Source organism: Leucobacter sp. VD1, assembly GCF_037150695.1.
GTDB lineage: Bacteria > Actinomycetota > Actinomycetes > Actinomycetales > Microbacteriaceae > Leucobacter.
Genome location: NZ_JBBCPO010000003.1, coordinates 138,949 through 165,084, shown reverse-complemented (window position 1 = coordinate 165,084; position 26,136 = coordinate 138,949). Strand labels below are relative to the sequence as shown.

The 26,136-nt window shown below is 62.1% G+C and carries 27 protein-coding genes, 3 tRNA genes and 2 pseudogenes; 4 read left to right on the top strand and 28 right to left on the bottom strand.

All coding sequences use genetic code 11. The features are described from left to right. Positions 1-20: 20 nt before the first annotated feature. The 8 genes from WFL22_RS09820 to WFL22_RS09785 all read right to left on the bottom strand — a co-directional run bounded on the left by WFL22_RS09820 (position 21) and on the right by WFL22_RS09785 (position 7,591). On the bottom strand, positions 21-995 hold the full coding sequence (locus tag WFL22_RS09820; RefSeq protein WP_336992598.1) for a phosphodiesterase: 975 nt from the start codon (positions 993-995) through the stop codon (positions 21-23). Between the two features lie 33 nt (positions 996-1,028). Then, the gene (locus tag WFL22_RS09815) at positions 1,029-1,784 is read right to left on the bottom strand and encodes a tyrosine-protein phosphatase (protein WP_018022993.1); all 756 of its coding nucleotides are present in this window, start codon (positions 1,782-1,784) and stop codon (positions 1,029-1,031) included. After that, positions 1,781-3,136, bottom strand: a complete 1,356-nt coding sequence (locus WFL22_RS09810; RefSeq protein WP_336992596.1) for an extracellular solute-binding protein — start codon at positions 3,134-3,136, stop codon at positions 1,781-1,783. Before WFL22_RS09810 ends, WFL22_RS09815 begins: the two co-directional genes overlap by 4 nt. 41 nt (positions 3,137-3,177) lie before the next feature. Then, a complete protein-coding gene (locus WFL22_RS09805; RefSeq protein ID WP_018022995.1) occupies positions 3,178-4,320 on the bottom strand; it encodes an ABC transporter ATP-binding protein in 1,143 nt (380 codons plus the stop codon). A gap of 101 nt (positions 4,321-4,421) precedes the next feature. Continuing rightward, positions 4,422-4,571 carry a hypothetical protein gene (locus WFL22_RS09800; protein ID WP_018022996.1) on the bottom strand — a complete coding sequence of 50 codons (150 nt, stop codon included), beginning with the start codon at positions 4,569-4,571 and terminating at the stop codon, positions 4,422-4,424. An 18-nt stretch (positions 4,572-4,589) separates the two neighbouring features. Continuing rightward, complete coding sequence (locus WFL22_RS09795) at positions 4,590-5,363, bottom strand: MurR/RpiR family transcriptional regulator (protein WP_018022997.1); 774 nt, start codon at positions 5,361-5,363, stop codon at positions 4,590-4,592. Positions 5,364-5,454: 91 nt separating this feature from the next. Beyond that, complete coding sequence (locus WFL22_RS09790) at positions 5,455-6,300, bottom strand: metallophosphoesterase family protein (RefSeq protein ID WP_206476969.1); 846 nt, start codon at positions 6,298-6,300, stop codon at positions 5,455-5,457. 160 nt (positions 6,301-6,460) lie between these two features. Beyond that, entirely contained in the window at positions 6,461-7,591 is a 1,131-nt protein-coding gene (locus WFL22_RS09785; RefSeq protein ID WP_206476970.1) for a Gfo/Idh/MocA family protein, read from the bottom strand. Between the two features lie 164 nt (positions 7,592-7,755). On the opposite strand from WFL22_RS09785, the gene WFL22_RS09780 reads away from it, so the two are divergent. Then, positions 7,756-8,520: an IS6-like element IS6100 family transposase gene (locus WFL22_RS09780; RefSeq protein WP_001389365.1), complete on the top strand. Its 765-nt coding sequence runs from the start codon at positions 7,756-7,758 to the stop codon at positions 8,518-8,520. A gap of 215 nt (positions 8,521-8,735) precedes the next feature. Here the strand turns inward: WFL22_RS09780 and WFL22_RS12455 are convergent. From WFL22_RS12455 to WFL22_RS09735, 10 genes and pseudogenes are all read right to left on the bottom strand, one after another. Then, a pseudogene (locus tag WFL22_RS12455) lies at positions 8,736-8,957 on the bottom strand (Fic/DOC family N-terminal domain-containing protein); the annotation flags it as partial. Positions 8,958-9,202: 245 nt separating this feature from the next. Then, positions 9,203-9,277: pseudogene (locus WFL22_RS09775) on the bottom strand (DUF4113 domain-containing protein); the annotation flags it as partial. A gap of 11 nt (positions 9,278-9,288) precedes the next feature. Then, entirely contained in the window at positions 9,289-10,584 is a 1,296-nt protein-coding gene (locus WFL22_RS09770; RefSeq protein ID WP_336992583.1) for a type II toxin-antitoxin system HipA family toxin, read from the bottom strand. Then, positions 10,581-10,865 (bottom strand): helix-turn-helix transcriptional regulator, encoded by a 285-nt coding sequence (locus WFL22_RS09765; protein ID WP_336992581.1) that lies wholly within the window; start codon positions 10,863-10,865, stop codon positions 10,581-10,583. The genes WFL22_RS09770 and WFL22_RS09765 overlap by 4 nt, the downstream gene beginning before the upstream one ends. A gap of 79 nt (positions 10,866-10,944) precedes the next feature. Continuing rightward, on the bottom strand, positions 10,945-12,258 hold the full coding sequence (locus WFL22_RS09760; protein WP_336992579.1) for a Y-family DNA polymerase: 1,314 nt from the start codon (positions 12,256-12,258) through the stop codon (positions 10,945-10,947). A gap of 157 nt (positions 12,259-12,415) precedes the next feature. Next, a complete protein-coding gene (locus WFL22_RS09755; protein WP_336992577.1) occupies positions 12,416-13,201 on the bottom strand; it encodes a hypothetical protein in 786 nt (261 codons plus the stop codon). A 43-nt stretch (positions 13,202-13,244) separates the two neighbouring features. Further along, positions 13,245-14,318 carry a type IV toxin-antitoxin system AbiEi family antitoxin gene (locus WFL22_RS09750; RefSeq protein ID WP_336992575.1) on the bottom strand — a complete coding sequence of 358 codons (1,074 nt, stop codon included), beginning with the start codon at positions 14,316-14,318 and terminating at the stop codon, positions 13,245-13,247. 59 nt (positions 14,319-14,377) lie between these two features. Further along, the gene (locus WFL22_RS09745; protein WP_336992573.1) at positions 14,378-14,617 is read right to left on the bottom strand and encodes a hypothetical protein; all 240 of its coding nucleotides are present in this window, start codon (positions 14,615-14,617) and stop codon (positions 14,378-14,380) included. A gap of 184 nt (positions 14,618-14,801) precedes the next feature. After that, on the bottom strand, positions 14,802-15,239 hold the full coding sequence (locus tag WFL22_RS09740; RefSeq protein WP_336992571.1) for a hypothetical protein: 438 nt from the start codon (positions 15,237-15,239) through the stop codon (positions 14,802-14,804). Between the two features lie 77 nt (positions 15,240-15,316). Then, entirely contained in the window at positions 15,317-15,559 is a 243-nt protein-coding gene (locus WFL22_RS09735; RefSeq protein WP_336992569.1) for a hypothetical protein, read from the bottom strand. A gap of 216 nt (positions 15,560-15,775) precedes the next feature. On the opposite strand from WFL22_RS09735, the gene WFL22_RS09730 reads away from it, so the two are divergent. After that, complete coding sequence (locus WFL22_RS09730; RefSeq protein ID WP_336992567.1) at positions 15,776-16,477, top strand: SOS response-associated peptidase; 702 nt, start codon at positions 15,776-15,778, stop codon at positions 16,475-16,477. Positions 16,478-16,484: 7 nt separating this feature from the next. Here WFL22_RS09730 and WFL22_RS09725 read toward each other — a convergent pair whose 3' ends face one another. The 4 genes from WFL22_RS09725 to WFL22_RS12450 all read right to left on the bottom strand — a co-directional run bounded on the left by WFL22_RS09725 (position 16,485) and on the right by WFL22_RS12450 (position 20,249). After that, positions 16,485-16,949, bottom strand: a complete 465-nt coding sequence (locus WFL22_RS09725) for a LexA family protein (RefSeq protein WP_336992565.1) — start codon at positions 16,947-16,949, stop codon at positions 16,485-16,487. A 712-nt stretch (positions 16,950-17,661) separates the two neighbouring features. Beyond that, a complete protein-coding gene (locus WFL22_RS09720) occupies positions 17,662-18,084 on the bottom strand; it encodes a type I restriction enzyme endonuclease domain-containing protein (RefSeq protein ID WP_336992563.1) in 423 nt (140 codons plus the stop codon). Between the two features lie 203 nt (positions 18,085-18,287). After that, complete coding sequence (locus WFL22_RS09715) at positions 18,288-19,952, bottom strand: phage/plasmid primase, P4 family (RefSeq protein ID WP_336992561.1); 1,665 nt, start codon at positions 19,950-19,952, stop codon at positions 18,288-18,290. Between the two features lie 141 nt (positions 19,953-20,093). Beyond that, complete coding sequence (locus tag WFL22_RS12450; RefSeq protein WP_442918976.1) at positions 20,094-20,249, bottom strand: helix-turn-helix transcriptional regulator; 156 nt, start codon at positions 20,247-20,249, stop codon at positions 20,094-20,096. 128 nt (positions 20,250-20,377) lie between these two features. On the opposite strand from WFL22_RS12450, the gene WFL22_RS09710 reads away from it, so the two are divergent. Together WFL22_RS09710 and WFL22_RS09705 are read left to right on the top strand one after the other, a co-directional pair. Further along, positions 20,378-21,115, top strand: a complete 738-nt coding sequence (locus WFL22_RS09710; RefSeq protein ID WP_336992559.1) for a helix-turn-helix domain-containing protein — start codon at positions 20,378-20,380, stop codon at positions 21,113-21,115. A 100-nt stretch (positions 21,116-21,215) separates the two neighbouring features. Next, positions 21,216-22,244 carry a site-specific integrase gene (locus WFL22_RS09705; protein WP_336992557.1) on the top strand — a complete coding sequence of 343 codons (1,029 nt, stop codon included), beginning with the start codon at positions 21,216-21,218 and terminating at the stop codon, positions 22,242-22,244. 179 nt (positions 22,245-22,423) lie between these two features. On the opposite strand, the gene WFL22_RS09700 is transcribed toward WFL22_RS09705, so the two are convergent. From WFL22_RS09700 to WFL22_RS09675, 6 genes are all read right to left on the bottom strand, one after another. After that, positions 22,424-22,496, bottom strand: a tRNA-Phe gene (locus tag WFL22_RS09700). Positions 22,497-22,560: 64 nt separating this feature from the next. Then, positions 22,561-22,637: transfer RNA gene (locus WFL22_RS09695), tRNA-Asp, on the bottom strand. 30 nt (positions 22,638-22,667) lie between these two features. Then, positions 22,668-22,740: transfer RNA gene (locus WFL22_RS09690), tRNA-Glu, on the bottom strand. Positions 22,741-22,857: 117 nt separating this feature from the next. Then, on the bottom strand, positions 22,858-23,142 hold the full coding sequence (locus tag WFL22_RS09685) for a hypothetical protein (RefSeq protein WP_336652051.1): 285 nt from the start codon (positions 23,140-23,142) through the stop codon (positions 22,858-22,860). Between the two features lie 28 nt (positions 23,143-23,170). Then, a complete protein-coding gene (locus WFL22_RS09680) occupies positions 23,171-24,541 on the bottom strand; it encodes a M18 family aminopeptidase (RefSeq protein WP_336992556.1) in 1,371 nt (456 codons plus the stop codon). After that, positions 24,534-26,099, bottom strand: coding sequence for a leucyl aminopeptidase family protein (locus WFL22_RS09675; RefSeq protein ID WP_336652053.1), 1,566 nt, complete (start codon positions 26,097-26,099; stop codon positions 24,534-24,536). Before WFL22_RS09675 ends, WFL22_RS09680 begins: the two co-directional genes overlap by 8 nt. Between the last annotated feature and the right edge of the window lie 37 nt (positions 26,100-26,136).

The following is a 26,136-nucleotide window of genomic DNA, read 5'->3' as shown; positions in this document are numbered from 1 at the left end:
AGGTTCTCTCCTGGTGGGTGTTATTCCGAGGCCGCGGCGTCGACCGCCGCCAGCTGCTCGTCCGCGCTCATCCGGGCGAACTCGGCGAGCGCTTCCGAGGCCGCGGCGTCGACCGCCGCCAGCTGCTCGTCCGCGCTCATCCGGGCGAACTCGGCGAGCGCTTCCGGGGTCATCTCGTAGACGGTCGGGAACTCGCCGATCGGCACCACGGAGTGCAGTACGCGGTCGCCGTAGACGTGGACGAGGTTGTACGACTGACCGCCGTCCTGACCGCGAGCGCCGGGGTAGATGACATTCAGGTCCTGCGTGTAGCAGGTGGCGGAGGCCACCGACACCGGGACGCCGGCGAATGTGCTGTGCGTCGAGTAGTGCAGATGACCGCCGAGGATGCCGCGGACGTCGGTGCCCTGGATGACCTCGGCGAAACGCGCCTGATCCTTGAGTTCCACCAGCGCGGCCAGACCGAGCGGGCTCGGCACCGGCGGGTGGTGCAGGGCGATCAGCGTGCCGTCGGGCGCCGGAACCTCGAGTTCGCGGGCGAGCCATTCCAACTGCTCCTCGCTGATCTCTCCGTGGTGGTGGCCGGGGACCGTCGAATCCAGCGCGATGATGCGCAGTCCGTTGATGTCGAAGACACGGTCGATGGGTTCGGACTGCTCGCCCTCCTCGCCGAGCAGGCCGCGCCGGAACGCGACGCGCTCGTCGTGGTTCCCCATCACCCAGATGACTTCGGCGCCGAGCTTCTCCGCCGCGGGCTCGACGATCGCCTTGAGGCGCTCGTACGCGTCGGGGCGGCCGGTGTCCGCGAGGTCACCGGTGAACACGATGGCCTCGGGTCGAGCGTTCGACTTCGCGAGACCCTCGAACAGCTCGATGAGGTTCTTGTCCGAGTCGATCCGCTCGTACAGCAGGTCGCCGTCCGCGACGAAGTGGGTGTCCGAGAGATGCAGGATGTAATGGTCGGGCGCCGGATGCTGGCCTTCGATGTGCGTCATGAGTTCTTCCGTTCGGTGGTGTTGTATCGGGGGTCAGTCGATGAGGGCGGCGGTGAGACGGTCGAGCTCGTCCGATGTCAGCCCCTGCGCGAGCAGGTAGCCAGCCATCGATCCGTACTCGCGCTCGATCCGCTGGAGGAGCGCTGCCATGATCGGCGCCGGGCTCGCAGTGACCAGATCGACGACATCTGGAGTGAGTTCAACGCCGCGGCTCGTCACCGTGTGCAGCATCGCGTCGGCCCATTCGCCGCGCAGGTTGTCTGCGGTCTGCGCGTAGTCGGCCACGACGTCGTCCAGCTCGACGCCCGCTGCCCGCAGCGCGAAGGCGATCACGAGACCGGTGCGATCCTTGCCCGCCGTGCAGTGCACGAGCACGGCCTCGTCCGCGCCGACGTCGGCGATCACTCGCACCGCCGCCGCGAGCTGCGCGCCCCGCTCATCCACCATGTGGTCGTAGAGCGGGCCGAGTGCGATCGCGCCGATGGCCTGCGCACCGGGCGCAGCATCGTCGAACACCGGCAGATGATGCACTCGGGCGTCCAGGCCCTCGACGAGGTTCTGGGCGCTGAGGCTCTCCTGCGTACCGCGAAGGTCGACGATGTGGGCGATCCTGAGTTCTGCGAGCCGCGCACGGCCCGCGTCATCCAGACGGTGCAGGGCGTCGGAGCGGAACAGCGTGCCCCAGCGGGAGGTACCGGTCGCGGCGCGGTAGCCACCGGTGTCGCGCAGGTTGTACACGCCCTCGACGATGTGGCGCCGGTCCGGGGAGAGGATGTCGGCGGCGCTCATTCGATCAGTCCCTGCGCACGCTCTGCCGCCTCGGTCATCGCGGTCTCGGCGTCGCCGCCGTAGTAGATCGACTCCTCAATGGCAGTCGCGAGAACCTGGTCGACCTGCGCATAGCTGTCGCCGGGATAGGACGTCCATGGCTCGAGCGCATCGAGCTGTTCCAGGTTGGGCTTCACCAGCGGGTTCTGCTCGACCCAGTCGTACAGGGAACCGCCCTCCTCCGTCAGGGAGTTGCGCAGCGGCAGGTAGCCGATCTCGGTGGAGATGAGCTCGTAGGCACGATCGCTGGTCATCCACTGCATGAGCTCCCACGATGCCGCCTGCTTCGCGGGATCGGTGGCGAACAGGGCGAGGAACGATCCGGAGTTGGTCGGCACGACCGGCTGGTCGCCGAACGAGGGCAGCGTGCGTGCGCTCAGCGCCCATCCGCCGGCCTGCGAGCCCTGCAGGAACGCGCCCTGCAGCCCCGAGGTGTTCACGTGAATGGCGGTCTTGCCCTGCGCGAATGCCTCGTGCTGTGCGACGAATGCCTCGTTGGTGAGGATGCCGTCGTCGAACATGCCGCGGAACGTCTCGACGGTGTCGATCGCGGCATCGGAGCCGAACCCGATCGTGGAACGGTCCTCGCTGAGGACCTCGGCGCCGTTGGAGGCGAAGAGGCCCTGCATGCACCAACTGCCGCCGGCCACGAGGCACGACACGCTTAACGAAGGGGCACCCGATGAGGCCGTGATCTGCGCGGCGGCAGCGGCGACGGCATCCCATGTCGACAGGTCGACGGTCGCCGGATCGAGGCCGGCCGCCTCGAACTGCGCCTCATTGATCCACAGCACCGGCGTGGAGAAGACGTAGGGCAGGCCGTAGGTCGCGCCGTCCCAGTCGGCGAGCACCTGGGCGCGCTCGTGATACGGGTGCTCACCGCCGAACTGCTCCTCGAGCCCCTCATCGCCCACGAGCGCGCTGAGGTTCTGCGCGCCGAGGGTCGTCGCGGCGAAGTCGAGCTCGTTGAAGGCGAGCTGCGCGATGTCCGGCGGATCGCCCGCGAGCAGCTGCTGCTGGACGCTGGCCGCCGTACCATTACCTGTGCTGGAGTCGCTGGGCTGACCGACGACCGTGATGTTCGGATGCTCTGCCATGAACTCGTCCAGGAGCGTGTTGATCGTGTCCGACCAGATGCCCGCGTTCGAGAGGAGGTACGACTCGAAGACGATCTCGACCTTCTCGTCAGCGGGAAGCTCGGTGAGGGCTCCGGCGGCGTCGGCGTTCGTGGCGCCAGCGCTCGCGCAACCACTGAGGGCGATGCCGAGCAGGGCGAGCGAGGCAAGGCCTGCCCGGCGGGTGCGGGTATTCATTTCGTGGGATCTCCTGATCGAGGTGGGTGAAGGGAAGGAGGTCAGTGGGTGAGGACGGGCTCGGCGACGGGGTCTGCGACGGATGCGGTGGCATCGTCAGGAACCCAGTCCATGCGACGACCGGATGAACGCTCGAAGACGTGGACGTGCTCGGCTGCGGCGTGCAGAGTCACCTGGTCGCCTACCGCGACCTCCACGTCACGGGACGTGCGCATGTGCACTCTGGAGCCGCCGACCACGCAGGTGACGATCTGCTCGCCGCCCAGGTTCTCCACGATGTCCACAGCGCCGACGAGCAGCACTCCGGTTCGGCTGGTGGCCGAGTCCGCGATGTGCAGCTGTTCTGGGCGGATGCCGAGCACGACGTCGAGATCCGGTGTCATCCCCGGCCACAGATCTCCGGCGAGCCCATCGCCGGACACTGAGACGGTGCTTCCGAGAGCCACGATCTGCGCTTCGAGGAGATTCATGGCAGGACTGCCCAGGAATCCGGCGACGAACACCGATTCCGGACGGTCGTACACCTCTTCCGGTGTGCCGAACTGCTCGATGGCGCCGGCGTTCAGCACCACGATCTTGGTGGCCATCGTCATGGCCTCGACCTGGTCGTGGGTGACGTAGACGAACGTCGCACCCAGCTTGCGGTGCAGTGCGGTGAGTTCGTGGCGCGTCTGCGTACGCAGCTTCGCGTCCAGGTTCGACAGCGGCTCATCCATGAGGAACGCCTTCGGGTCCCGCACGAGCGCACGGCCGACGGCGACGCGCTGACGCTGGCCGCCGGAGAGCTCCTTGGGCTTGCGATCGAGCAGGTGACCGATCTCGAGTGAATCGGCGACGTCCTGCACACGTCGTTCGATTTCCGCCTTGCCAAGCTTCTGCACCCGTAGAGGGAAGCCGAGGTTCTTGCGCACGCTGAGATGCGGGTAGAGCGCGTAACTCTGGAAGACCATCGCGAGGTCGCGCTTCTTCGAGGGGAGTTCCGTGATGTCATCGCCGTCGAGCCGGATGCGGCCCGTCGTCGGCTCGAGAAGACCCGCGATCATGCGCAGCAGAGTCGTCTTGCCGCAACCTGATGGGCCGAGCAGGACGACGAAGTCGCCGTCGTCGATGGTCAGATCGATGTCACGGACGGCCGCAGTGCTCTTGAAGCTGCGGCCGATGCCGGAGAGCTGAATGGTGCCCATGAGTCGCCTCCCGCAAGCGGCTTACCTCATGAGCGCTTCTCATGAAATTCGCTTGCGTGGCAATTCAAAGCGCCGGAAGTGAACTCCAGGCGAACGCCGGTTCAACGTTCTGTCAACTCGTTGCGAACAGTGGACTCAGCATCCGCCGGATCGGCATCGGGCGACTCGCCCTCCCTATCCCCCGACTCGGCAATGATGTCGAGAACCTCGTCGCGGATCGCCGCTCTGGCATGTTCGGCAGTCTCATTCATCCGCTCAGCCACCGCAACCTACAATGCGGTCAGGAGCAGGATCTGCACCAGTCCACTGCCGAGCGTCCCCTGATCCCACGCCTGGAAGCGCGCTCCAGCGGTCAGGAGCAGCTCGGCATGCTCGGACAACGGCGAGCGTGCAAAACCGGTCACCCCGACCACTGTTGCCCCTGCGCCAGCGGCAGCCGCAGCGGACGCGAGCGTGATGGCGTTCGCGCCGCTCGCACTGACCACAAGGCACACATCCCCCGGCGAGAGGACGCTCGCAGTGAGCTGTTGCACGACACCGTCGGCCGGCGCCTCGCAGGAGCGGCCGTTCATCACGAAGCTGACCGCCACCGCTTGCGCCGAAGCATGCGAAGCACCCGTTCCGACGACGAGGACACGCGGCGCCTGGGCGATGGCGTCAGCGGCGGCATCGAACACGTCGGCGTCGACCGATGCGAGCGACGTCTGGATCAGTGCCGCTGCGCCGTCCGCGAGCGATTGCAGCCACCCCTTCGTGCCTTCTGTCCTCGCCCCGCCGCCGTGCGCCGCCGCACCGAGATCACGCACGAGCAGCAGCCGAAGGTGCTGGAATCCGCGGAACCCGAGAGCCTGGCTCATCCGGCTGACTGTTGCGGCAGAAGTCCCGGCCGCCTCTGCGAGGTCCGCGCCCGACATCTCGACGACCTTCTCCGGCTGCTCCGCACAGATGAGCGCCACGCGCTGCGCGGAGGGGTTGAGCGAGGGCAGGACGGAGAGGATGTGGTCGATCGTGCCGCCGAGTGGCGGTTCAGTGCGCGCATTCATGTGTTTCGGTCTATCACGTGTCGGTTCCCACGTCGCGACGACGAGGTGAACGAAGTCGCCGCGACGCGGGAAGGTGATGGAGTGATGGCGGTCACGCGGGGAGCGTCACGCCCATCGCATCGAGGGCGATGCGTGCCTGCTCGACCTCCAGGAACTCCGGCTCGACGATGTCGATCGGAGCGCGGAACACAGGCAGCACTCGGTCGTCGAGCTGATACTCGACGACGCCCAGCTGGGTCAGGCCGGGACCGATGACATCCGCAGACACCGCGGTGCGATGCACGAAAGCGGTCGATGGGGCCGAGACCACCACTGCGCCCTCACGCTCGGAGAGCGCGTAGCGGTGCAGATGGCCGCTGCCGAAGGCGCGCACGTCGAGCTGCGCGAGCACGGCCTCGAATCTCGGAAGGGACTGCGGCCCGATCGTCAGATGCGTGTTCTGATACTCGGGTGCGTACGCCCACACCGGCTTGTGGGTGAAGAGCACGACCGGCCGAGGACCGGCCTGTGCCGGCAGCGTCTCGATCCAGGCCCACTGCTCGTCCTCCTCGGGAAGACCGGAATCGAACAACTCGCTGTTGAGGCCCACGATGGCCCAGCCGTCGACGATCTCGACGAAGCGATCGAGGCCGAAGTGCGCGCGGAAGGCCGCGACGCGATCGCTGGTGACGGGGCGATCGCCGAAAGGATCATCGCCCGGCTCGCCGACATCGTGGTTGCCGGGGAGCACGCGCAACGGTGCGACGATGCCCGCGAGCACTTCCTTCGCCGCGACGCGATCACGGTCCTCATCGGGATCGAGAATCGTCACGTCGCCGGTGTGCACGACAAGATCCGGCGCCAGCTCATTGATGAACTCGACGATACGAGCGGCGTTCGCGGTCGGGCTGCCGCCGAGGTAGCTGATGTGCGTGTCTGTGATCTGGACGAGTTTCACCGTGTGCTCCGCATCTGAACAGGAACGCCGCGGGCTGCGACGCCCTCACGCTAGATCGCTCGGATGACCAGGAATTCAACGTCGGATGAACGGCTCGTTCATCCGGTATCCGTCTACTGAAAGCTGCTTACGGTGACGTCCTCCCCGTCTACGACGTCTCCTATCCGAGCGTCACCGCGAAGGGATCGAAATCGGCCGGCACCACGGGCACCTCGCCGACCGTGCTCTCGATCTCGAGGTACTGGCCGGTCGCCGCCGAGTCCTGCGCCGACAGCAGCACGTCGAACACGTGGTAGCCGAGCTCGCCGGTGGCGATGTGCGGGCGATCCGCCGCGATGGCTCGCGCCATGTCGAGCACGCCGAGACCTCGGCCGACGACCGTGCCCTGCTCTTCGATGTCGATCCACTCCTGCGTCGTCGACATGCCGTCACGCAGCACGCCGAGCGGTTTGACGTAGGCGGTGCGGCCCGAGAACGTGTTCGGGTCGGGCATCACCAGCGTGCCCTCGCTGCCGTGGATCTCGATGACGCCGTGACGCTCGAGCGCCGAGTCGAAGCTCAGCAGATGCGTGCCCTGCTGGCCGCCTTCGAACGTCGAGAGCACCTGCACAGTCGACGGCACCTCGACGGAGAAGCTCTCCCCCGCACGCGGCCCGCTGTGGATCTGCCGCTCGGTGCGCCAGCGCGATCCGCGCGCCGCGACACCGGCGATCGGACCGAGCAGGCTGACCAGTGCCGAGAAGTAGTACGGCCCCATGTCGAGCAACGGGCCGGCGCCGGCGGCGAACAGGAAGGCGGGCTCCGGATGCCACAGGTCTGGACCCTGCGTCTGGAACGCCGTGTGCACGAACTGCGGGGTACCGATGATGCCCTCGGCGATCGCGCGCTTGGCGGTCTGGAAGCCCGGTCCGAGGATCGTGTCCGGCGCCGACCCGATGCGCACGCCCGCGGCATCCGCTTCGCGAAGCAGCGTCAGCGTGCTCTCGCGGTCCATTCCGATCGGCTTCTCGGTCCACACGTGCTTGCCCGCGGCGACGGCGCGAGAGGAGATCTCGATGTGCGTGGCGGGGATGGTGAGGTTCACGACGAGGTCGACGTCGGGGTGCGACAGCACAGCATCCGCGTCACCCCACACCGGCACACCGTGCTCTTCCGCCTTCGCGCGGGCACGCTCGGGGATCAGGTCGCCGACGGCGACGACGCGCACGTCGGGGAACGAGGTGAGGTTCTCGAGATAGGTCTGACTGATGACACCCGTGCCGATGATGCCGACGCCCAGGGGCGCGCTCATGCGACGAACCCGCAGTCCTTCAGGAAGGTGAACCCGGCCGCGATGTCGTCGAAGACGTCACCCGGCGCGTGGTCGTACTCGATCACGGCGTATGCGATGTTGTGGCTCTGTTGCAAAAATCGTGAAGCTTGAGCATGCTTGGCGGAGATTGGACGGACGGAACGATGACGGATTTCAAGTGGCGCCATTTCCAGGGTGATGTGATCCTGTGGGCGGTGCGCTGGTATTGTCGCTATCCGATCAGCTATCGCGACCTTGAGGAAATGCTGGCGGAACGCGGCATTTCGGTCGACCATACGACGATCTATCGCTGGGTCCAGTGCTACGCCCCGGAGATGGAGAAGCGGCTGCGCTGGTTCTGGCGGCGTGGCTTTGATCCGAGCTGGCGCCTGGATGAAACCTACGTCAAGGTGCGGGGCAAGTGGACCTACCTGTACCGGGCAGTCGACAAGCGGGGCGACACGATCGATTTCTACCTGTCGCCGACCCGCAGCGCCAAGGCAGCGAAGCGGTTCCTGGGCAAGGCCCTGCGAGGCCTGAAGCACTGGGAAAAGCCTGCCACGCTCAATACCGACAAAGCGCCGAGCTATGGTGCAGCGATCACCGAATTGAAGCGCGAAGGAAAGCTGGACCGGGAGACGGCCCACCGGCAGGTGAAGTATCTCAATAACGTGATCGAGGCCGATCACGGAAAGCTCAAGATACTGATCAAGCCGGTGCGCGGTTTCAAATCGATCCCCACGGCCTATGCCACGATCAAGGGATTCGAAGTCATGCGAGCCCTGCGCAAAGGACAGGCTCGCCCCTGGTGCCTGCAGCCCGGCATCAGGGGCGAGGTGCGCCTTGTGGAGAGAGCTTTTGGCATTGGGCCCTCGGCGCTGACGGAGGCCATGGGCATGCTCAACCACCATTTCGCAGCAGCCGCCTGATCGGCGCAGAGCGACAGCCTACCTCTGACTGCCGCCAATCTTTGCAACAGAGCCCCCGGAGGAGCCTCGGCACGACGGCCGATCACCACCTGCGTCTCACGCACCATCCCTGACTCACCCTGCAGCGGTGTGCCCTGCATGAGCTGACCCTGTAATGAATCCAAGAAAGACAGCGAGATCGCGCGCCCATGGGACGCCGCAGTAAACCCCGCATCGGCCATCCGCATGTAGTTCAAGATCTCAGTCATCTCGGACGTCCGCGGTTTCTCAGCGTCAGCCTTTAGCACCGACTCAAGCGGTGCGTAGGTTCCTTCGAGAGCCGACGTACTCTGGGCCTCCCGACGCAGCGTCGGGTACCGGAGCAGCTGCGGGTTCGGCAAAGACCTTGCCGTGCTGTCTAGCGATGCGAGTGCCGCACGGGCATTCCCCACGGCCATGTATGCGGCGCCGCTGAGCACAGGAGCCTCATCGGGCAACGGCGCAGGCACAAACGCACGATGTTCCCACGAACCATCGTGTGCGTCTACGCCGTGAATGGGCACCAGGGAACCCATATCGCCATTCTTGAACATATCGAGTTCCATACGAAACACAATAAGCCGTTTTGTTTCACTACTCCACCCTTTGCGCCACTCTGTAGTCGGATGTGGGCACTATGCGGGATATTGCGCCACTCCTTTGGCTAAGCCCGCACCTCCACCAGCTCATCCCAGTGCGTCGTCGCGCGCTTCGAGAGTAGCTCGCGCTTCATCTCCCAGCCGGCCCCGCTTAGAGCCGCACTTCATCCAAGCGCTCTTGAACTTCCTTGGTGCGCTCTTTCGGTAGCTCCGCTGCTGCAGCAAAGTCAGGCCATGCGGAGACAACCTCTTCGACTTCGCGCACAAGACCCCGATACCCCGGAACCATGAACTTCTCCCCGACCGCATGAAGGTCGTTCCTGGTGATGTTCTCGAACGACCCGTTCACGCTCATCAGGTGCTTGCGCGTCCACGGCGAGGCCGGGTTGTAGGCGAAGGTGATGTCGTATGCCGGTGATGGCGACCACATCCCTTGCCTATCCATGAGGAAGGCGTGGTTCTTGGTGTGGTCGTCGTTGTTGCTTGCGAGCACGTTGAACACCATGCGACGGAACAGCTCCTCACGCTGCTCACCGCTGTTCGCGCCAAGCTCCTGAGCCACTGTGAACAGTGAGGCGTAGTCGTGGGTTTCTACCTGGTTGAAGTCCAGCGCAGCTAGACCACACAGCGACTGCATGTGGAGGCGTTCACCAGCCGTCCCTGGGCGGTCGAACCGGCGCGTCACGAAATGCGCCCGGCCACCTTCCTCAAGGAGCTCGCTGTCGGCCATCTGAATCCCGGCCGCGCGTGCCATCAAGAAGTATGCGTATTCGGTACGGCCGTAGTTCTGCCCCCGACCAAGCTGGCTGTCTTCACCCACCCCGTCGAACTTCAACAGCCACTGCTCGAACCCTTCAGGAGCTTCAATGCCGCCGGCTCGTATCTCACCGGTTTCGCGGTTCCAGGCGATGACTGCTTTCGCGCGAGCGCCACCGGCAGACGTGCCGACCTGGATGAGTTCAGCGAGCGATTCTGTCGCGACACCCTCATCGCTGAGGTTCCCCTGCACCGCGGCGCGGGCCGCTTCAACGAGAGAGTTCATCTCGAGCGCTGTCGGCACGATGCTCGGCGACGTGTCAGGCGTGAACGTCAGTGCGCCCATTGCTCGGGAGCCCACATATGCCAGACGGTCAAGCGGTGTGACCTGCGACGGCAGGATGCCCTCGCGTGCAAGAACCGCGTCGATGATGCCGTTGCCGAAACGGTCAGGTGCCGCATCCGCAAGCATCGGCGGCAAGTTCTGGAACGTATCCGGGTTCAGGCCTGGAAACGTGAAGAGTCTGCGCCTGGTCGTGGGTTTCATCAAGATCGGCGACAGTGGTGTGCCGGTGCGCACCCATTTCGGGTCGTACTCGAACGTGTAGGCGCGGCCGGTGCCTGCGGCGACAGCCCCAACCACCTCGCCCCACGCCCTGACCGTGAGCACCTGTGTCTGCGTGAACGTCATCGTGTCCTCCGGGAGGCTCGGCGTGGTTCGGAGAGATTCGCCGCTTCACGGGCCATCCGTAGCGGACTCACCTCAGGTTCAGGCTCCAGGGTTCCAAGCCAATCATCACGGCCCAGCGCCTGCAACACTTTCACGATCGTCGTCAGGGTCGATCCCTTTCCCGACTCGAGCTTTGACAGCGTCACCTGCGACACGTTCGCTCGACGTGCAAGCTCTTCCTGCGTGACGTCCTCGATCAGACGGGCGCGGCGGATCTGCTCGCCAAACTTTACTTCGTCCATAACAATCACATTTCTACTGTTTATAGCCAATTCTAGCTTTAACATGTCGAAATGTATATGTTTACTCACCGGGTCATTACTACGCCCGCACCTCCACCAGCTCATCCCAGTGCGTCGTCGCACGCTTCGAGAGCAGTTCGCGTTTCATCTCCCAGCCGGCCGGCTGCTTGAAGCCGCCCAGGCCGACACCGATCGCCTCACCGCCCATGCGTCTCGTGATCTCGTCGAGCGTCTTGCCGATCTCGCGGCCCTCGAACTCTGGCTGAAACAGCGCGAGCGGCTGGATCGCGCCAGCAGGCCTGAGATCCGTGAGTGTGACGCCGGCACGCGCGTACCTGACTCCTGGTAAGTACTCCGGGAACAAGTCCGGGAACACTCGTGACGCTGCCTTCGTGAACGTGATCGGGTCATCGGACGGCGTGCCAAGCGGCACCGTGACGTGCGCCGAGTGTCTGGGGCTCCCGGTGTCGGCCCATCCGGTTGCCACCCAGACGCTCACCTGGCCGGCGAGCGAGCCCTGCGCCCTGAGCCTCGCAGACACCCGCTGCGCGTACAGCGAGATGACCTGCTTCATCTCGTCGAGCGTCTGGATCTTCTTCGAGAACGAGCGCGAGTAGATGAGCTGATCCTTCTGCTCCCGAGGCTGCTTCTCGAGCTCGATGCAGGGAACACCGCGCAGTTCCATCACCGTGCGCTGCAGCACGACTGAGAACTTTTTCCGAATCAGCTTCGGGTCGGCGTCACGCAGGTCCTTCACGGTATGAATGCCCATCGCAGTGAGCTTCTTGCCTGTGCGGCTCGCGATGCCCCAGATCTCCGTGGTCGGCATCGACGCCATAATCCGGTCAAGCTGCTCAGACGAGTACTTCCCGATATGCATGACGTCGTTGCAGGACGGGTCCTTCTTCGCGCCGACCGAGGCCAACTTCGCCAAGGTCTTGGTCCTGCCGATCGACACCCGGACCGGGACGCCGGTGTGCTGCAGCACTGTGTGTCTGATCTCCTGTCCCAGCGCAGTCAGCTCTTCCACTGAGCCCCTGAGGGCAACGAATGACTCGTCGATCGAGTAGACCTCCTGGGCACTCGCGTATCTCCCGATCAGCGTCATCACGCGGTCCGAAAGCGAGCCGTACAGCTCATAGTTGCTCGATCTCACGACAACACCGTGGAGCTGGCACCAGGCCTTGATCTGGAAGTACGGCTTCCCCATGATGCTGGGATCCAGGCGTTTAGCCTCGGGGCTCGCCGCCACGACGCAGCCGTCGTTGTTCGAGAGCACTGCGATCGGCCGGCCCGCGAGCTTCGGTTCGAAGACCCGCTCGCAGGAGGCGTAGAACGAGACGCAGTCGATCAGCGCAATCTGGTTGCGCGCATCTGCCGGGCCCTCGAACATAGTTTCGATTTTACCGGCGGGCACTGACGGTGCACTCAGTGACTACGGCACATCAGCCATGAAAGTTGTCTCCACTTTGATCAGTAAACTCCAAAGTTGGTAATAACTGGCGAAACATGAGAGAACTTGCTCGCCAATATCACTCCCACCAAAAGCTCTACTCTGTGTCCAGTGCATCAAGGAACGCCCGAGCGCCAACCGCCGCATCGGAAACAAGCTGCTCCTCTGACGATTCATCACCTGTGTCGATCATCGTTTGAGCGAACGAACTCGCCCAGGTGCTGTTTGATCCCACGAACCTGGAGGCGACCCATCGGATTTCGTCAGGATCTGCGTATTCCTCAGCGAGGATCAGTTGACGTGCCACTGCCCGTCCTGCCTCACTGGGACCTCCTTCGTTGTACAGAACGACGTACATGAAGTCGTACTTGTCCTTCGGCAGCATTCGGCCTTTTGCCGCGGCCGCTTTTGCGATCAAATACCCGCCCAGGCTCGCAAATCGCAAAGCAACGGAATCGGAGGCATCCGGGAAATCATCTCGCACCTTCTCGTTGACCCTCAGCTCACGCACGACCGGTTCAATCAGTGCAGCCGCGGGGCCAGCGAGTTTGCAGCCGACAGCAAGCCTCGAGCCCGGCAACGGAACCGTATCTGCGGTGTGATCCCAAACATCACATAGGAACTCCAACCGGACTCTCGCGTCACCGAGTTGCGCATCCCAACGCCACTTGTTGCCCGAAGTGAATCCTCCCGACTGGAGTGCGGAGTCGATCCACGAGAAGCCTCGAGTCTCAGTGTCGTCAAAGCCGAGCGCGAAGAGAAGGTCGATGTCGGTGGTTCCCTGATGCGGCAAGGGTGCGTGAGTCGCCAAGAAGTCCGGGTTGAGGCCGCCGATCACGACGAAGTCGTGGGCATGGTCTCCGGCGAGCAGCGCGAAGCGCACCAGCGCTTCTTCTGCACGCGCACGCGCTGCGCGTGTACGAACCTCAGAATCCAATAGCTGTCTCCCTCAAATACTCCGCGGCCTCAGTCGCACGGCCGCCCTCTCGCAACAGGTCCGCGTAGACGCGAACCGGTGACATCACTCGTACGCCGTCGTGCTCACTCGCGAGGTTAAAAAGCTGCGGGCGCTCGGTAAAGAGGCGGACCCGACCACCCTTCGGGACTTCGGTGAAATCATCCAGACCCCACAGCAGGCCGATGACTTCTCGCTCCTCATCCTCGCTGATGTAGATGTCCACAGTGGGCACGCTGGTCAGGTGCGGTGCGATCCGGTCAGCAGCCGCAGCTCCGGTGACCGCCCAGGTCAGACTTCCCAGCCCGGATTCCAGCCTTTCGATCGTGTGCTCAGGCTCGCGCCACGGAACCGTGAACTCCGGGCCGCGCCCGGTTCTCCACCTGACAAGATGTCCGGCCCAGTCGCTGAGCAATCGCCCGAGATCACGGAACTCGCGGGTTGCTGAGCTGCCACGTTCTGCACCGGTCTTAATCGTGTACTGCTGTTCATCAAAATGTCTCAGCACTCTCGCGACATGAGCCGTCGACAAGCCCGTCGACTCTGCGATCACGTTCACCCGGTCCACCTCTGAACGCTCATCCACTGGCAGACGCGCTGCTCGAGAAAGAACGTATTCAGCGACCACCGCAGAGGCGCCAGACCACCTAAAAGTGCGATCCGCGTCACCGGCAATCGGCGGTAACCGAGAGATGTACACCTCACCTGGGATGGTGATCTCGGCACGGCCGGCAGTGTCTACCCATGAGATCTCCTCAGCGTCAAGAAGCTCGCGCGCCCCGGGGCTCATGCGGCGAGCTGCCAGTACCGGCATTGGTATAGTCCCTGACCCTGTGCCTGAGAGCTGCCTCCACCCCGGATGCCGTTCATCAAGTACGCCGATAAGTCGTCGCGCATCGGCAGGAAATCCCTCACCCAACCAGAACGGCTGCAATTCCCACGTCGAAGAACCTCGCGTGAGACGAACACCTGCGCCTTCCACCGACGGGTGAAAGGCCGGAGGAATCACGCGCAGAAGCGCACTGATCGACTGGTTTTCTCTCATTTCATGAGTTTATTCTAATTTGGGAGAAAAACCATGAAAATTGAGATTACCTTCCGACTTCAGTCCTCTGCGGAATACAGCTCCGCGAGGCGCTCAGCGGCAGTCACTGGCGTGAGTTCTGCGATCTCATGATCAGTTGCACCGAGACGCCGAAGCTCCATCGCCAGGCCTAGCGGGAGAGCATTCCCCGGCAGTTCTCGCTGCGCGCCTTCTCGTTCGGGTAGCACGCGGTCCGTCACGCACGCCCAGAAGACGTCCTTAGTGACCTCAAGCTGGTCGCGCAAAATGTGGCTGAACACACTCGCACCATACGGCTGGTCATTGATGGGGCGCGAGATACGAGTACGAAGCACCTTCCCCGACCGCAGCTGAAGCTTGAACGTGACGTGGTGCGTGACTGGCTTCCCCTTGGCGCCACGGACGACTTCCCAGCTCTCGTGGTCGCAGAAGTCGTGATGGTCGTTCTTCGTTGCGGCGGGAAACTTAGTTCCCACCGTTCACCAGCCACTCACGAACCTGCTCGTCCGTGGAGAGCGAGACGAGCTGCACGAGGGCCCAGTTATCTGCATGGTTCGGTGCGGTGCTGAAGTGTTCAGCCCAGTCTTCAACGTACTCACGTAGTTGTGACACCATGTCGTCGATGGCTTCCTCAATCGTTTCGCCTTCTGACACAAACCCGCGCTGATTCAGTACCAGTGCGTGTACGCCATTCTCAAAGTACGTGAGTGCACGTGGCGAGAGGCTCTGCGATAGGTAGCACCGCAGCTGCTCAGCGTCAGTGACAGCGGAGGCTGTCGAATCCTGGCGGCTAATCGTTACCGGGATTCCCGCTGACGAGGCGTCCATAATGTCTCGCCAGTGCGTGCGCGCCTCGGTGGAGGTGTACGACCTGCCGCCGGGAGCACTCACCATCACAGTCATGATGCCTCCAAGCTTTATTTACGTTCTTTACGTTACGTATAACAGTGTACGCGACAGTCGCTGAGAAGGCGAGACCGTCACGCGTTCGCGATCTTCTCGGCGAACGCATCCCACGCCGCCTGCAGCTCGTCGAGGCTGCCAGTAGCAAGCCAGTACCGGGTGACGTTCATGCCCACGAGCTTCAGCTCGACGTAGAGCTTGTTCGGCTGCACCTGGCGATCGAGAATCGCGTTCGCCAGCACGATATGCGAGGGGTTGATCCAGGTGCGTGACGCCCCAGCCGGCCCTCGCTCATCCGGCATCGGAATGAGTGCGCTCATGTCCTGATCGTAGTGAACGAGCGGCGCTGCGCATAGAGCTGTGGTGCACACGGTCATAAGCACCCGGCACCCCAGGTACCTTATGACCGTGCCCAGTTTGCCGCATGATTCTGCGGATTCTGACCACCCAGCGACCATGACGGTCGCGGACTGTCATGCTCTTGCGGCCCTAAAATGCACCGTGACGCAGCACCCGGCGCCGACTACGCTGGCCTCATGTGCGGAAGAGTCATCGTCGACTACGACGAACTGATCCCAGCGGCCGCAGATACTGTGCTCGCTGACTGGATCACGGCTGCGCCCGCGGGTGCGACGTCGTCGTGGAACCTGAAGCCCACCCAGCATCTCCCCGTCGCCTACACCGACCACAAGACCGGCGAGAAAAGGTTCGAGACGGCGTACTGGTCGCTCGTGCCGGTGTGGTCGAAGGAGCTCAAGACCAAGTTCCCGACCTTCAACGCACGCTCTGAGACGGTGACCGAGAAGGCCTCGTTCAAAACTTCAGTGAAGCACCGCCGCTGCGCGATCCCCGTCTCCGGGTTCTACGAGTGGACAGGCGACAAGAGCGCTCGGGTGCCGCACGCGATCTTCGGACCTCAGAAACTCCTCACCATCGCCGGCCTCATGTCCTGGTGGCACGAACCCGGTGCTGACGAGGATGCCGGCTGGCACCTCACGGCCACGGTGCTGACTCGCGCTTCGGCTGGCGTCATGGCTCATCTCCATGACCGGATGCCGGTGTTCTTGGCAGATGAGTTCATGAACGACTGGATCGACCCTGAGCTCACAGGCAACCAGGCCTTCGTTGACGCGGTGTCTGCTTCTGCGGTGCCGCTCGCCGATGACCTGTTCGAGTATCCGGTCGCGCCGCTCAGGGGAGATGGGCCGGAGCTCATCGAGGCTGTGTCTCAAGGCTAAGCGCTCGTCACACCCTCGAGGCCCGGTGCAGCACCCAGGTGACTACACCCCACACACTCAGATCGCTCAATTCAGGCACCTCGATGTCTGGAAACGCTGGATTCTCCGCACACAGCCACGCTGCTCCTTCTGCCGCGTACAACCTCTTGACCGTGAGTTCTCCGTCCAAGATGGCGATCACGATGTGCCCGTGCTGTGGGGTGATTGCTCGGTCGACGATCAGCCGGTCGCCGTCAAAGATGCCGGCTCGCTGCATGGAGCTGCCCACCGCCCGCACGATGAACGTAGACGTTCGGTCGCGCACCAGGTGCTCGGTGAGGTTGATATCCCCCGACCAGTAGTCTTGCGCCGGGCTTGGGAATCCCGCCTGAACCGCCTCTGCGACCTCGGCGATCACAACGTCACCGGCCTCTGCGACCGGGAGAGGATCTGCGACAAGCACAGATCCCGAATTGGGTGAGCGATCGAACATATGTTCGATTCTAGAAACACCCGCTGACATTGCAGGGAGAGCGTCCGTCCATCGTTCTGAGCCACTCCGGGAGCACACCGCACATCGCTGCCCGGAAGGAAGCCGTCAAGAAAGTAGATTGCTCAGGGTAGAGATGCTTCGACTTGGAAGCCATGCGACTTTACGCTGCCAGCCTCGATAACAGCTCTTCACCCACTTAGAAGCGACTGCACGCCTGAGTGACTACCACCAAAAGGCACGTAACTGGCTTGCCAGAGACGTAACTGCCATATTCCTGCGTATCGGAGCCCAGCTACGCTGAAATCCCTGGGATCTCAGGGTTCTTCACTTCCTGTAACTCTGTAACGCACAGATTCCAGTTTCCATGCACATGGCAGGTGAATGTAGGTTTCTGAATGTGTAGTTTCTTACACTTCCCATTCTTAATTTCAAATACTGAGTTACAGAGTTACAACCAACAAAACTCCAGACAGGAAGCCAATAATCTCGTAACCGTAAGCGTTACGAGCGCGTTTCACCGTTACGTTCAACTTCGACGCTTCATCTCTTCGCTGAGCTCCTAGATGAAGGTTTTTTATCGTGTTGTGCGTGATTGGCTTTGCTCTTGAACCGGTCCTCGTGAGTTCAACACAGCTCAGAACCTTGGCTGCAGCCGCCAAACGGTCTTGCTCTGGCGAGCTTATCCGTGTGCAGCGAAACACGAAAGGTCAAGCTACGCCGCGAGTGCCTCGACTTGGCGCAGCACGGTCACGATCGCGTCTTCCGAGCAATCCGGCGGGTACCCGTGCCTGCGCAGCAACCGCTTGTTCGAGGTGCGCAGTTTCGCACGAACTTGCTCTTTCACCCGCCAGTCGGTCTTCGCGTCGCGGCGCATGATTCCGACGAGGTCGTGCGCGATCGCTTTGAGCTTGTCGTCGCCTAGTTCCAGCACAGCTGCATCGTTGGTGCGGATCGCGTCATAGGACGCGAGTTCGTCCTCGCTAATGCCGAGCTCTTTCGCACGATGCCCCTCAGCGAGCACCCGCTGCGTGAGTTCCGCGAGTGCGAGCATCACCTGCGCGGAATCGAGCGCCCGGTTCTGATACTTCAGTATCGAATCGGTCAGCACCTCGGAGAACTCGCGGCTCTTCACCACGTTCCGCTGAGTCGCCGGGGAGTTCCCACCTAAATGCAGTCCATGTCGAGCAGACCGTACCGCAAAGACAGCAGGTCACTGCCGACAAGAACACAATCGACAGTGACCCTCACATTGCCATCAATGGCGAATGTGCCGTGCTTCATGCTTGCCGCACGCAGCCAGCATGAAGCACGGCACGGGTCAATCGGAACGCGGCATGATCAATCCGTGCTCACTCCTGCCGCTGCAGGCGCCGTTCCCGTCGAGATAATTCTCCCAAGGCCGCGGTAGTTCGCCTTCAATGGTGATGGGATGCACTTCTTATTCGGATCTGATCCCGGGTAACTGCTGTTCGCCCACCGGTCGAGACCGTATTCATCAATCAGCAGTTCTGGGTCATTCATTCTTGTTCCCGGCCGCTGGAGGGTTTCTTCCCATTCAGTCGAACCAGCAAGGTGCTCCTTGATCGCTTCGCAGAATGAAACCTTGCCGGTGATACGCCCGCTCGGTTCATTCCTGAGATGCCAGGACTTGAATAGGTCATACAAGAAATCCCAGGGTAGGAGATCCCAAACAAAGAGTTCACAGAACTCCTCCCAGAATGCGATCGGGCTGCTATTCCGCCCATGCGCCTGCTGCAGCAATGCTGCGCACACCGGCGGGACAGAGAACGATGTATGCGTCATCGCAAGGGCTTTCTTCACCACATACTCCAACACTTGCTCCTGTGCGAGATAGTCGTCCTTGATGTACTTTCGTTCGATCAGTTCGAAATGCTTCCTGAACGGAATCATGAGGTGACGTCGCAGAAGCGAGCCAGATTTGTCACGTGTACGGACGCCCTCTTCATTTATGCACTGGAGCATAAAGCCGCGCCACGTTACCCAGATCGGGTCCTTATTCTTTCTCTCGAGACAGAAAGCGTCACCTGTGATAACTGCTTTATAGTCCATCGTGTCATGGTGAAACGCATCGACTAGGTTTTCGTCGACCAGGATCACATTGTTGTACAACAGTTCCCACTTTGCGAATCGACTGCTGAAGCCAGATATCGGAATAGCCGTGTGGTTCCCCTCCCCGACGAGATTGCGAAGGAGAGCCACAAAACTACCCTTTCCGTTGTTTCCGGATGTTGCTGTCGGCAGTACACATTTGTTCCAGAGAACATGCGGTCTAACTGTTGCGCTGATCACTTCCCAAAGAAGTTGCGAGACACCCTCATCGTCAGACAAGCCCTCAATCCAGGTATCGATGTCCCACGTCACACCATCGGGCATTGTGATCTTTGGGCTGATGGCATTCGGGTTGTATGAAACAGCAATCTTCTGCAGAAATACATATTCTTCAGAAAATGGGAGAAGCTTCTGCGCCGAATGATCAAAGACACCATTTTTTACCGGTATGAGATCGGGATTGAGAGTCCGTTTCACTCGTTCTGCTTTGAGTTTAAGAAACTTCAGAACCTCTTGCCGATCCCTTGAAGACATGCCTGGGCACAACTCAGTTATCACGTAATTGATCTCTTGCTCGCTTGTGCTGTATATCCCCTCACTCTCCTGATAAATGGCAAGGGCCATGGTTTCATCCACATGCGGCTTGTTCGCGAAGTCGATTACAACAATTGGCTTTCGAGAAAGCAGTACCTCCGAGGCCACATCAGCCGTGAGTGTCAGCTGCAATGGAAGCTTTGGCGCAGAGGGATTCCTCCCCTGCCTCCCTTCATTCTCAAGCGCCATCTCCCGGTTGATTCTTCCGAGTAGTTGATCGCGGATCTCAGCGAGGGAAACGGATGGGTCTCCGGCAACAGTAGGTAGATACTCACCGACCACTCTCCCAATCAGGGTCTCCCTCGAGACCGGAGGTGCGGGTACAGTAGAAGATGTCAAAATCAAACTCCTTCAGGGGTTCTTGCTGGCTCGTTGTTAGCGCAACGAGCCAGCATTTTTTGTTCTTGTATCGAGTGGGCAAATCTTGTCGATGGCGTGAGTTGCCGGGCTCCCGTTGCGAGACCGGCAACTCACAGAGAATTACTCCGCGTGCTCTGCAAGGAACTCCTCAACACTTTCCCGGGTCCACCGGACCGCGGAGTTAATCTTGATTGCCTTAGGCAACGGCTCTCCCAACGATCGCTTGCGATAGATGGTGCTTTCGCTCATACCGAGCAGCTCAGCTAGGTCAGTCACCTTGAGCAAGGCCCCTTTCCTTATGATGTTCGAGTTAATCTCCACAAGATTCCTTTCTTTCAAGTTTTACAACTTGTGATTACGCTAGTAAGTAGACGTGACATTTACAAGTGCTATATCGTGAAAACATGAAGGAAGCAGAGTCATTCCCCGCGGCCGTTGGCGCCTACATCGCCAACACGAGGGCCGTTTTGGGGCTCACCCTTGATCAGATCGCACAGGCCGCGAGATTGTACGGGGCAAACTGGAGCCCGAGTAGCGTGAGGAACCTGGAGCGAGGCCAGGCGTCGCTCACGCTGCCGACCTTGATCGTGTTAGCGCTAGCGCTGGGCAGGGTTCAGGGGAGGCCAATTTCTGTTCTTGAGCTGTGCTCCACAGCAGAGAATCTTGTCCTCACCGAGGGAGATGCTGGCATCGTCGTCTCAAGGGAGTGGCTCGAGGCCGTTCTGGGCAACGAAACGGTGACGTACGACCTGCAACTGAGCGCGGACTTCGATACGCATGAAGAGCCCGCAGAGTCCCCGCACACACGAGCGAAGCGACTCGAGCAGAAACGAAACATGTATCTTGTCAACGGCAGAGACGTTCCGAAGGAGCTCAGTGACGAGTTGTTTCGAGCTCTTGATGATGCCCGCAAGACTCCCCCGGAACCAGTCACGCTCGCCGAGAAGCGTGCTGCGGACAAGCTTTCCATCACGCCTCTTGAGCTTCAGAGATACGCACTTAGGCTTTGGGGGCGCGCACTCGAAGCAGAGTCCGCATTCCGTGCTGGCGATGGAAGTAGCCCTCAGGCCCGTGGCCGCATCACCCGGGTACTAGTAGACGAGATCAGGAAGGTAGTAGATCGAGATGTCTCGCGCACGTAATCCCATCGGCTCTCACGGAACAATCAACACCAAGGAGATTGCTCCTGGGAAGTTTCGTGCGCGCACACGGTATCGTTTCGCGGACGGAAAGCTGCGCCAAGTGGAACGCTTCGCTTCGACAAGAGCAAAGGCGGAACATGCACTAAAACGTGCGCTCCTGACAATCGAGGAAGATTCTGGCGGCGAACTCAAACCGTCTATGACACTCAAGCAGCTTGGTAAGCGGTTTCTCGAGACTCGACGTGAACTTGGTCGTTCAGAAGGAACGATAGAAACCTACGGATATGCAGTAACCGCACACATCACTCCACGAGTTGGAGACCTCAGCGTCGCAGAGGCCACCCCAGAGCGCCTGCAGAGCTTTCTCACGACAGTTGAGAAGGAATCTGGACCTGGGGCCGCAAAGAACTGTCGATCAACGCTGAGCGGCATGCTGGCGCTTGCGGTACGCAATGGCGCATTGGCGCACAACCCGGTTCGAGAGTTGGAGCGAATCACACAGCGCAAACAACGTGCAAGCACCGCCATTCCGCTCGAGGAACTGTCAGAGTTTCTCAAGAAGGTGCGAAACGACGCAGACCTCAAGCGGTGGGACACCGTTGAGCTCATTGAGTTCATGCTTCATTCCGGCTGGCGGGTGGCGGAGGTATGCGCACTTACCGCAGATTCGGTCGATTTCGCGAAGGGCACTGCATCAGTCGAGGCAATCAATGTTCGAGTCAAAGGCAAGGGCATCGTCCGGCAAGAGTTCCCTAAGACCGAAAAGTCTGCACGCACTACTCCCCTGCCTCCAGCAGCGGTAACGCTTCTCAAGGACCGTCATGAGCGACTGAAGCCGAACACTAACCTCTTATTCCCCACGCCACTCATGAGGCTCCGAGACCCCTCCAATACCCAGCGGGAGATTCGGGACCGACGCGACGCGTTAGGCTATCCCACCCTCAGCACACATGCCTTCCGAAAGACGGTCGCCACGATCCTCGACAAGGCCGGCCTCTCCGCAACAGAGATCGCCGACTACCTCGGGCACGAGAACCCCAGCATGACCCAAGACGTCTACATGAACACACTCAAGGGCGCGGGAAAGGCTGCGCAGATCATGGGCCAACAGCTCAAAGGACTGATTTGAAAGTGCGGGGTAAATGCGGGGTACTGGACTGAAAACTTTCCAGGCCACCTGCACATGAGCCCAGATCAGCTTCAATCAACTTTCACTTCTGACACAAAAACACCTGATCAGTAAACAAAAAAGAACCCCCAAGAGTAGAAGCCTCTTGAGGGTTCAGCAGCGGTGTAATCTCCGCTACGTGGCTCCGACCGGCATCGATCCGGTGACCTTTCGATTTTCAGTCGAACGCTCTACCAACTGAGCTACAGAGCCGGGCAATCACTTTCATGGCGACCGCCAGAGACGAAGAAACCCTTCCGGAGAAGGGTTCTTCGTCTGGCGACCCTGACGGGACTTGAACCCGCGACCTCCGCCGTGACAGGGCGGCGCGCTAACCAACTGCGCCACAGGGCCATGATGTATTCAATTGTATTCGGTAAACGGTGACCCCAACGGGATTCGAACCCGTGCTGCCGCCGTGAAAGGGCGGTGTCCTAGGCCGCTAAACGATGGGGCCGTTGCGATTTATTTCTAACTCGCTGGCTACCGAGATATGATCATATGCGGCTTATCCAATGGAGCGCAAATCGGGGGCCAAGAAACGTGCATCCCTGGCGTGTCGCGAGGCAGGGCCTCAGCCGCCGAGCGCCCGCTGTACCCGATTCAGCGAGATGTTTTCGTGCAGCATGACGCCCGAGCTGGTGCGCTGCTCGAAGTGGTAGCCCATCTTGCCGCGGGACAGCATCCCGATCAGATAGGGCTCGCTCGCGTTCCACATGATCCACGTCGGTTGCCCGAGCGCATTCGTTCCTAGGTAGGTGATCTCAATGTCGCGCTCCCCGATACGCTGCACGCTCGGCGTCAGCGCGTTGTGCGAGAGGGCGACTCCGGTGTGTCCCGTCTGCTGCATCTCACTCATGGCACGATCCTAGCGAACGGGACACCGTTTAAGACAGGCCCGAGAAAAAGGCGCCCGTGGCGCGCGCAAGGCCGTGGAGGTCATCGACGTGGGCAAGTTCGCGCGCCGAGTGCATCGATAGCAGCGGCACACCGACATCGACAGTGCGAATACCGAGGCGCGTTGCGGTGAGCGGGCCGATCGTAGATCCGCAGGGGGAAGTGTTGTTCGACACGAACTCCTGAGTCTGTACCTCGGCGGCATCGCACACTCGCTGCCACAGCGCCGCACCGTGCGCGTCGCTGGCGTAGCGCTGGTTGGCGTTCACCTTCAGCATCGGCCCCCGGCCCGCGAGCGGCTGCACCCGCGAGTCGTGCCGCTCGGGATAGTTGGGGTGCACCGAGTGCCCCGCATCGGCCGAGAGGCACCATGAGCGGGCCAGCGCACGCGCGGAATCTTCCACAGAGGCTTTGAGACCAGCCCGGAGACGGCCCAGCACCTCTTCAAGGAACGGCCCACACGCACCTGAGCGGGTCTCCGAACCGAGCTCCTCGTGATCGAAGGCGGCAAGCACAGCAATCGTGCCGGGGGCCGGCTCGCTGGCGAGCAGCGCCGCGAGACCCGCAACAGTCGAGCTGAGATTGTCGAGCCTCGGCGAAGCGTAAAGCTCGCCGTGCACGCCGATGCGCGCGGGCGGCTGCGTATCGTGCAAGCGAACGTCGGTGCCGGCGATCTCATCGGTGGTGACGCCTGCGGCATCGGCGAGCAAGCCGAGCACCGACGGGGCGGCGGAGGCATCTCCAGCAGCGGGCATAAGCCCGATCACCGGCTGGGTGTGACGCTGCCTGTCGAGGGTGAGGCCAGAGTTCACCTCACGGTCGAGGTGGATCGCGAGCTGCGGGATGCGGGCCACAGCGCCAGTGCGCACGAGATACTCGACCCCGTCACGGGTGACAACACGCCCGGCGAACTCAAGATCGCGGTCGAGCCACGAGTTGAGCAGCGGGCCGCCGTACACCTCGACGCCAACCTGGCTCCAGCCGTGCGCCGAAAAATCGGGCTGCGGCTTGACTGCGAAACCGGGCGAATCAGTGTGGCAGCCCAGCACTCGCACAGGGCTGTCTGGCGCAACCTTCTTGCCTGCACGCCAGGCGATCAGCGCACCGTCGCGGCGCACGAAGCCCCGCGAGCCGTCGGTGATCGGCTGCCACGCCTCGGTCTCGTCGTGGGCGACGAAGTCGGCCGCGTCGAGCGCCTTCTCAAGGGCAACCGCCGCGTGGTACGACGACGGCGCCTCGGCGATGAACTCCGAGAGGAAGTCGATGTAGGCGTCGCGATCTTTCAGCAGGTGCTGCGGCGCACGAGCGGAGCGGCCGCCGCGCCTGGCGCGGCGGGACGCCGGGGAGACCGCATCACTCATGGTCGGCAACCGTCTCAGCGGTATCGGTCTCATCCGCGGGTGCCTCGAACGCAGTTGCGAACTCAGCGAGGAGACGCGCGCCGAACCCTGTCGAACCGACCGAGCGCCACAGCTCGTCGCTCTCGGCCTGCATCGTGCCGGCGATGTCGAGGTGCCCCCAGGGCAGACCATCGACGAACTCGTTGAGGAACAGCGCCGCGAGGATCACACCGGCGTACTGGCCGCCGATATTGGAGAGATCTGCCACGTTCGACTTCAGCTGATCGCGGTAGCGGTGATCCAGCGGGAAGCGCCAGATGTTCTCGTCGGTGGCGTCAGCCGCTGCCTGCAGCTGCTCGGCGACCGAATCGTTGTTGGCGAGCATTGCGGCGGTGCGCGTGCCGAGCGCCATCATCGCCGCGCCGGTGAGCGTGGCGATATCGACGATCGCGTCAGGTCGGCGCTGCTCTTCGGTGGCGAGCACCAGGCCATCGGCCATCACGAGACGCCCCTCGGCGTCGGTGTTTTTCACCTCGACGGTCTTGCCGCCGCGGATCGTGAGCACGTCACCCAGCTTGGTGGCGCTACCCGAGGGCATGTTGTCGGTGCACATGAGCCAACCGGTGACCGCGGTCGTTGCCCCGAGATCGCGCAGAGCCGTCATCGACGCGAACACCGCGGCCGCACCCATCATGTCGAACTTCATGGCCGCGTGCATCGCATTCGACGGCTTCAGGCTGATGCCGCCCGAGTCGTACATGATGCCCTTGCCGATGAGAGCGAGGTACGCCTCGGCATCTGCGAGCGCGGTGCCCTCGGGGCGGTACGAGACCTTGATCATGCGGGGCTCTTCGATACTGCCGGCGTTGACGCCGAGCAGGCCGCCCGCGCCGAGCTGCATCAGCGCCTCACGGTCGAACACCTCGACCTCAAGCCCGAAGTCGGGCGCAAGTCGTTCGATAACCTCAGCGAATTTGACAGCGCTGAGGTGGCGGGGCGGAGTGTTCGCGAGATCGCGCGAGATGGCCGCGGTGCGGGCGAGCACGAGGCCGCGCTCTACACCGTACTCGGCATCTGCAGCATGCTCTTCGCCGATCTGCAACATGAGCTCTTCGAGGGCGACGGTTTTAGGGTCGCTCTTCAGTGCCTCATAGCGGTAGCGCGCAAGCACTGCGCCCTCGATCGCGGCCTGCACGGCCACCTCGGCGTCCCACTCGCCCGTGGCCAGCAGCCCGGTCAGGTCTACCGCGATCCGCGATTCTTCCCGCGCAGCACGCGTGAATGCGGCGACAGCGTCGCGCAGGCGCGCATCGCTGTCGATGCCTGCCTTGCCGGTGCCCACGAGCACCCGCAGCGGAGTGCCGGGCAGCAGCAGAGTCTGGTTCTCACCGGCGGTGAAACCGGCTGCGGCGAGCGCGTCACGGCCGATCTCGGCGATGCCATCGGGCAGCTCGCCCTCGGCAGACACGAACACCGCCAGCGCACCGGGGTTGGCAGGCGGCTGCGAAGAAACGCTCACGCTTGTGGCGTGTGCGAGAGAAGGGACAGGATCGAAGGCAGGATCAATCACAACGGTCATGGCTTCAGCCTACTCGCGCCCTCTGACATTCCCGCGG

What these genes read in the sequence shown, in the direction of transcription:
- WFL22_RS09725 (WP_336992565.1), bottom strand. Translation starts at nt 16,949, where the DNA reads ATGTTCGATCGCTCACCCAATTCGGGATCTGTGCTTGTCGCAGATCCT.
- WFL22_RS09750 (WP_336992575.1), bottom strand. Translation starts at nt 14,318, where the DNA reads ATGAGAGAAAACCAGTCGATCAGTGCGCTTCTGCGCGTGATTCCTCCG.
- WFL22_RS09800 (WP_018022996.1), bottom strand. Translation starts at nt 4,571, where the DNA reads ATGAATGAGACTGCCGAACATGCCAGAGCGGCGATCCGCGACGAGGTT.
- WFL22_RS09770 (WP_336992583.1), bottom strand. Translation starts at nt 10,584, where the DNA reads ATGACGTTCACGCAGACACAGGTGCTCACGGTCAGGGCGTGGGGCGAG.
- WFL22_RS09785 (WP_206476970.1), bottom strand. Translation starts at nt 7,591, where the DNA reads ATGAGCGCGCCCCTGGGCGTCGGCATCATCGGCACGGGTGTCATCAGT.
- WFL22_RS09675 (WP_336652053.1), bottom strand. Translation starts at nt 26,099, where the DNA reads ATGACCGTTGTGATTGATCCTGCCTTCGATCCTGTCCCTTCTCTCGCA.
- WFL22_RS09680 (WP_336992556.1), bottom strand. Translation starts at nt 24,541, where the DNA reads ATGAGTGATGCGGTCTCCCCGGCGTCCCGCCGCGCCAGGCGCGGCGGC.
- WFL22_RS09760 (WP_336992579.1), bottom strand. Translation starts at nt 12,258, where the DNA reads ATGTTCGAGGGCCCGGCAGATGCGCGCAACCAGATTGCGCTGATCGAC.
- WFL22_RS09730 (WP_336992567.1), top strand. Translation starts at nt 15,776, where the DNA reads ATGTGCGGAAGAGTCATCGTCGACTACGACGAACTGATCCCAGCGGCC.
- WFL22_RS09815 (WP_018022993.1), bottom strand. Translation starts at nt 1,784, where the DNA reads ATGAGCGCCGCCGACATCCTCTCCCCGGACCGGCGCCACATCGTCGAG.
- WFL22_RS09735 (WP_336992569.1), bottom strand. Translation starts at nt 15,559, where the DNA reads ATGAGCGCACTCATTCCGATGCCGGATGAGCGAGGGCCGGCTGGGGCG.
- WFL22_RS09740 (WP_336992571.1), bottom strand. Translation starts at nt 15,239, where the DNA reads ATGACTGTGATGGTGAGTGCTCCCGGCGGCAGGTCGTACACCTCCACC.
- WFL22_RS09805 (WP_018022995.1), bottom strand. Translation starts at nt 4,320, where the DNA reads ATGGGCACCATTCAGCTCTCCGGCATCGGCCGCAGCTTCAAGAGCACT.
- WFL22_RS09710 (WP_336992559.1), top strand. Translation starts at nt 20,378, where the DNA reads ATGAAGGAAGCAGAGTCATTCCCCGCGGCCGTTGGCGCCTACATCGCC.
- WFL22_RS09820 (WP_336992598.1), bottom strand. Translation starts at nt 995, where the DNA reads ATGACGCACATCGAAGGCCAGCATCCGGCGCCCGACCATTACATCCTG.
- WFL22_RS09765 (WP_336992581.1), bottom strand. Translation starts at nt 10,865, where the DNA reads ATGGACGAAGTAAAGTTTGGCGAGCAGATCCGCCGCGCCCGTCTGATC.
- WFL22_RS09780 (WP_001389365.1), top strand. Translation starts at nt 7,756, where the DNA reads ATGACGGATTTCAAGTGGCGCCATTTCCAGGGTGATGTGATCCTGTGG.
- WFL22_RS09685 (WP_336652051.1), bottom strand. Translation starts at nt 23,142, where the DNA reads ATGAGTGAGATGCAGCAGACGGGACACACCGGAGTCGCCCTCTCGCAC.
- WFL22_RS09810 (WP_336992596.1), bottom strand. Translation starts at nt 3,136, where the DNA reads ATGAATACCCGCACCCGCCGGGCAGGCCTTGCCTCGCTCGCCCTGCTC.
- WFL22_RS09795 (WP_018022997.1), bottom strand. Translation starts at nt 5,363, where the DNA reads ATGAATGCGCGCACTGAACCGCCACTCGGCGGCACGATCGACCACATC.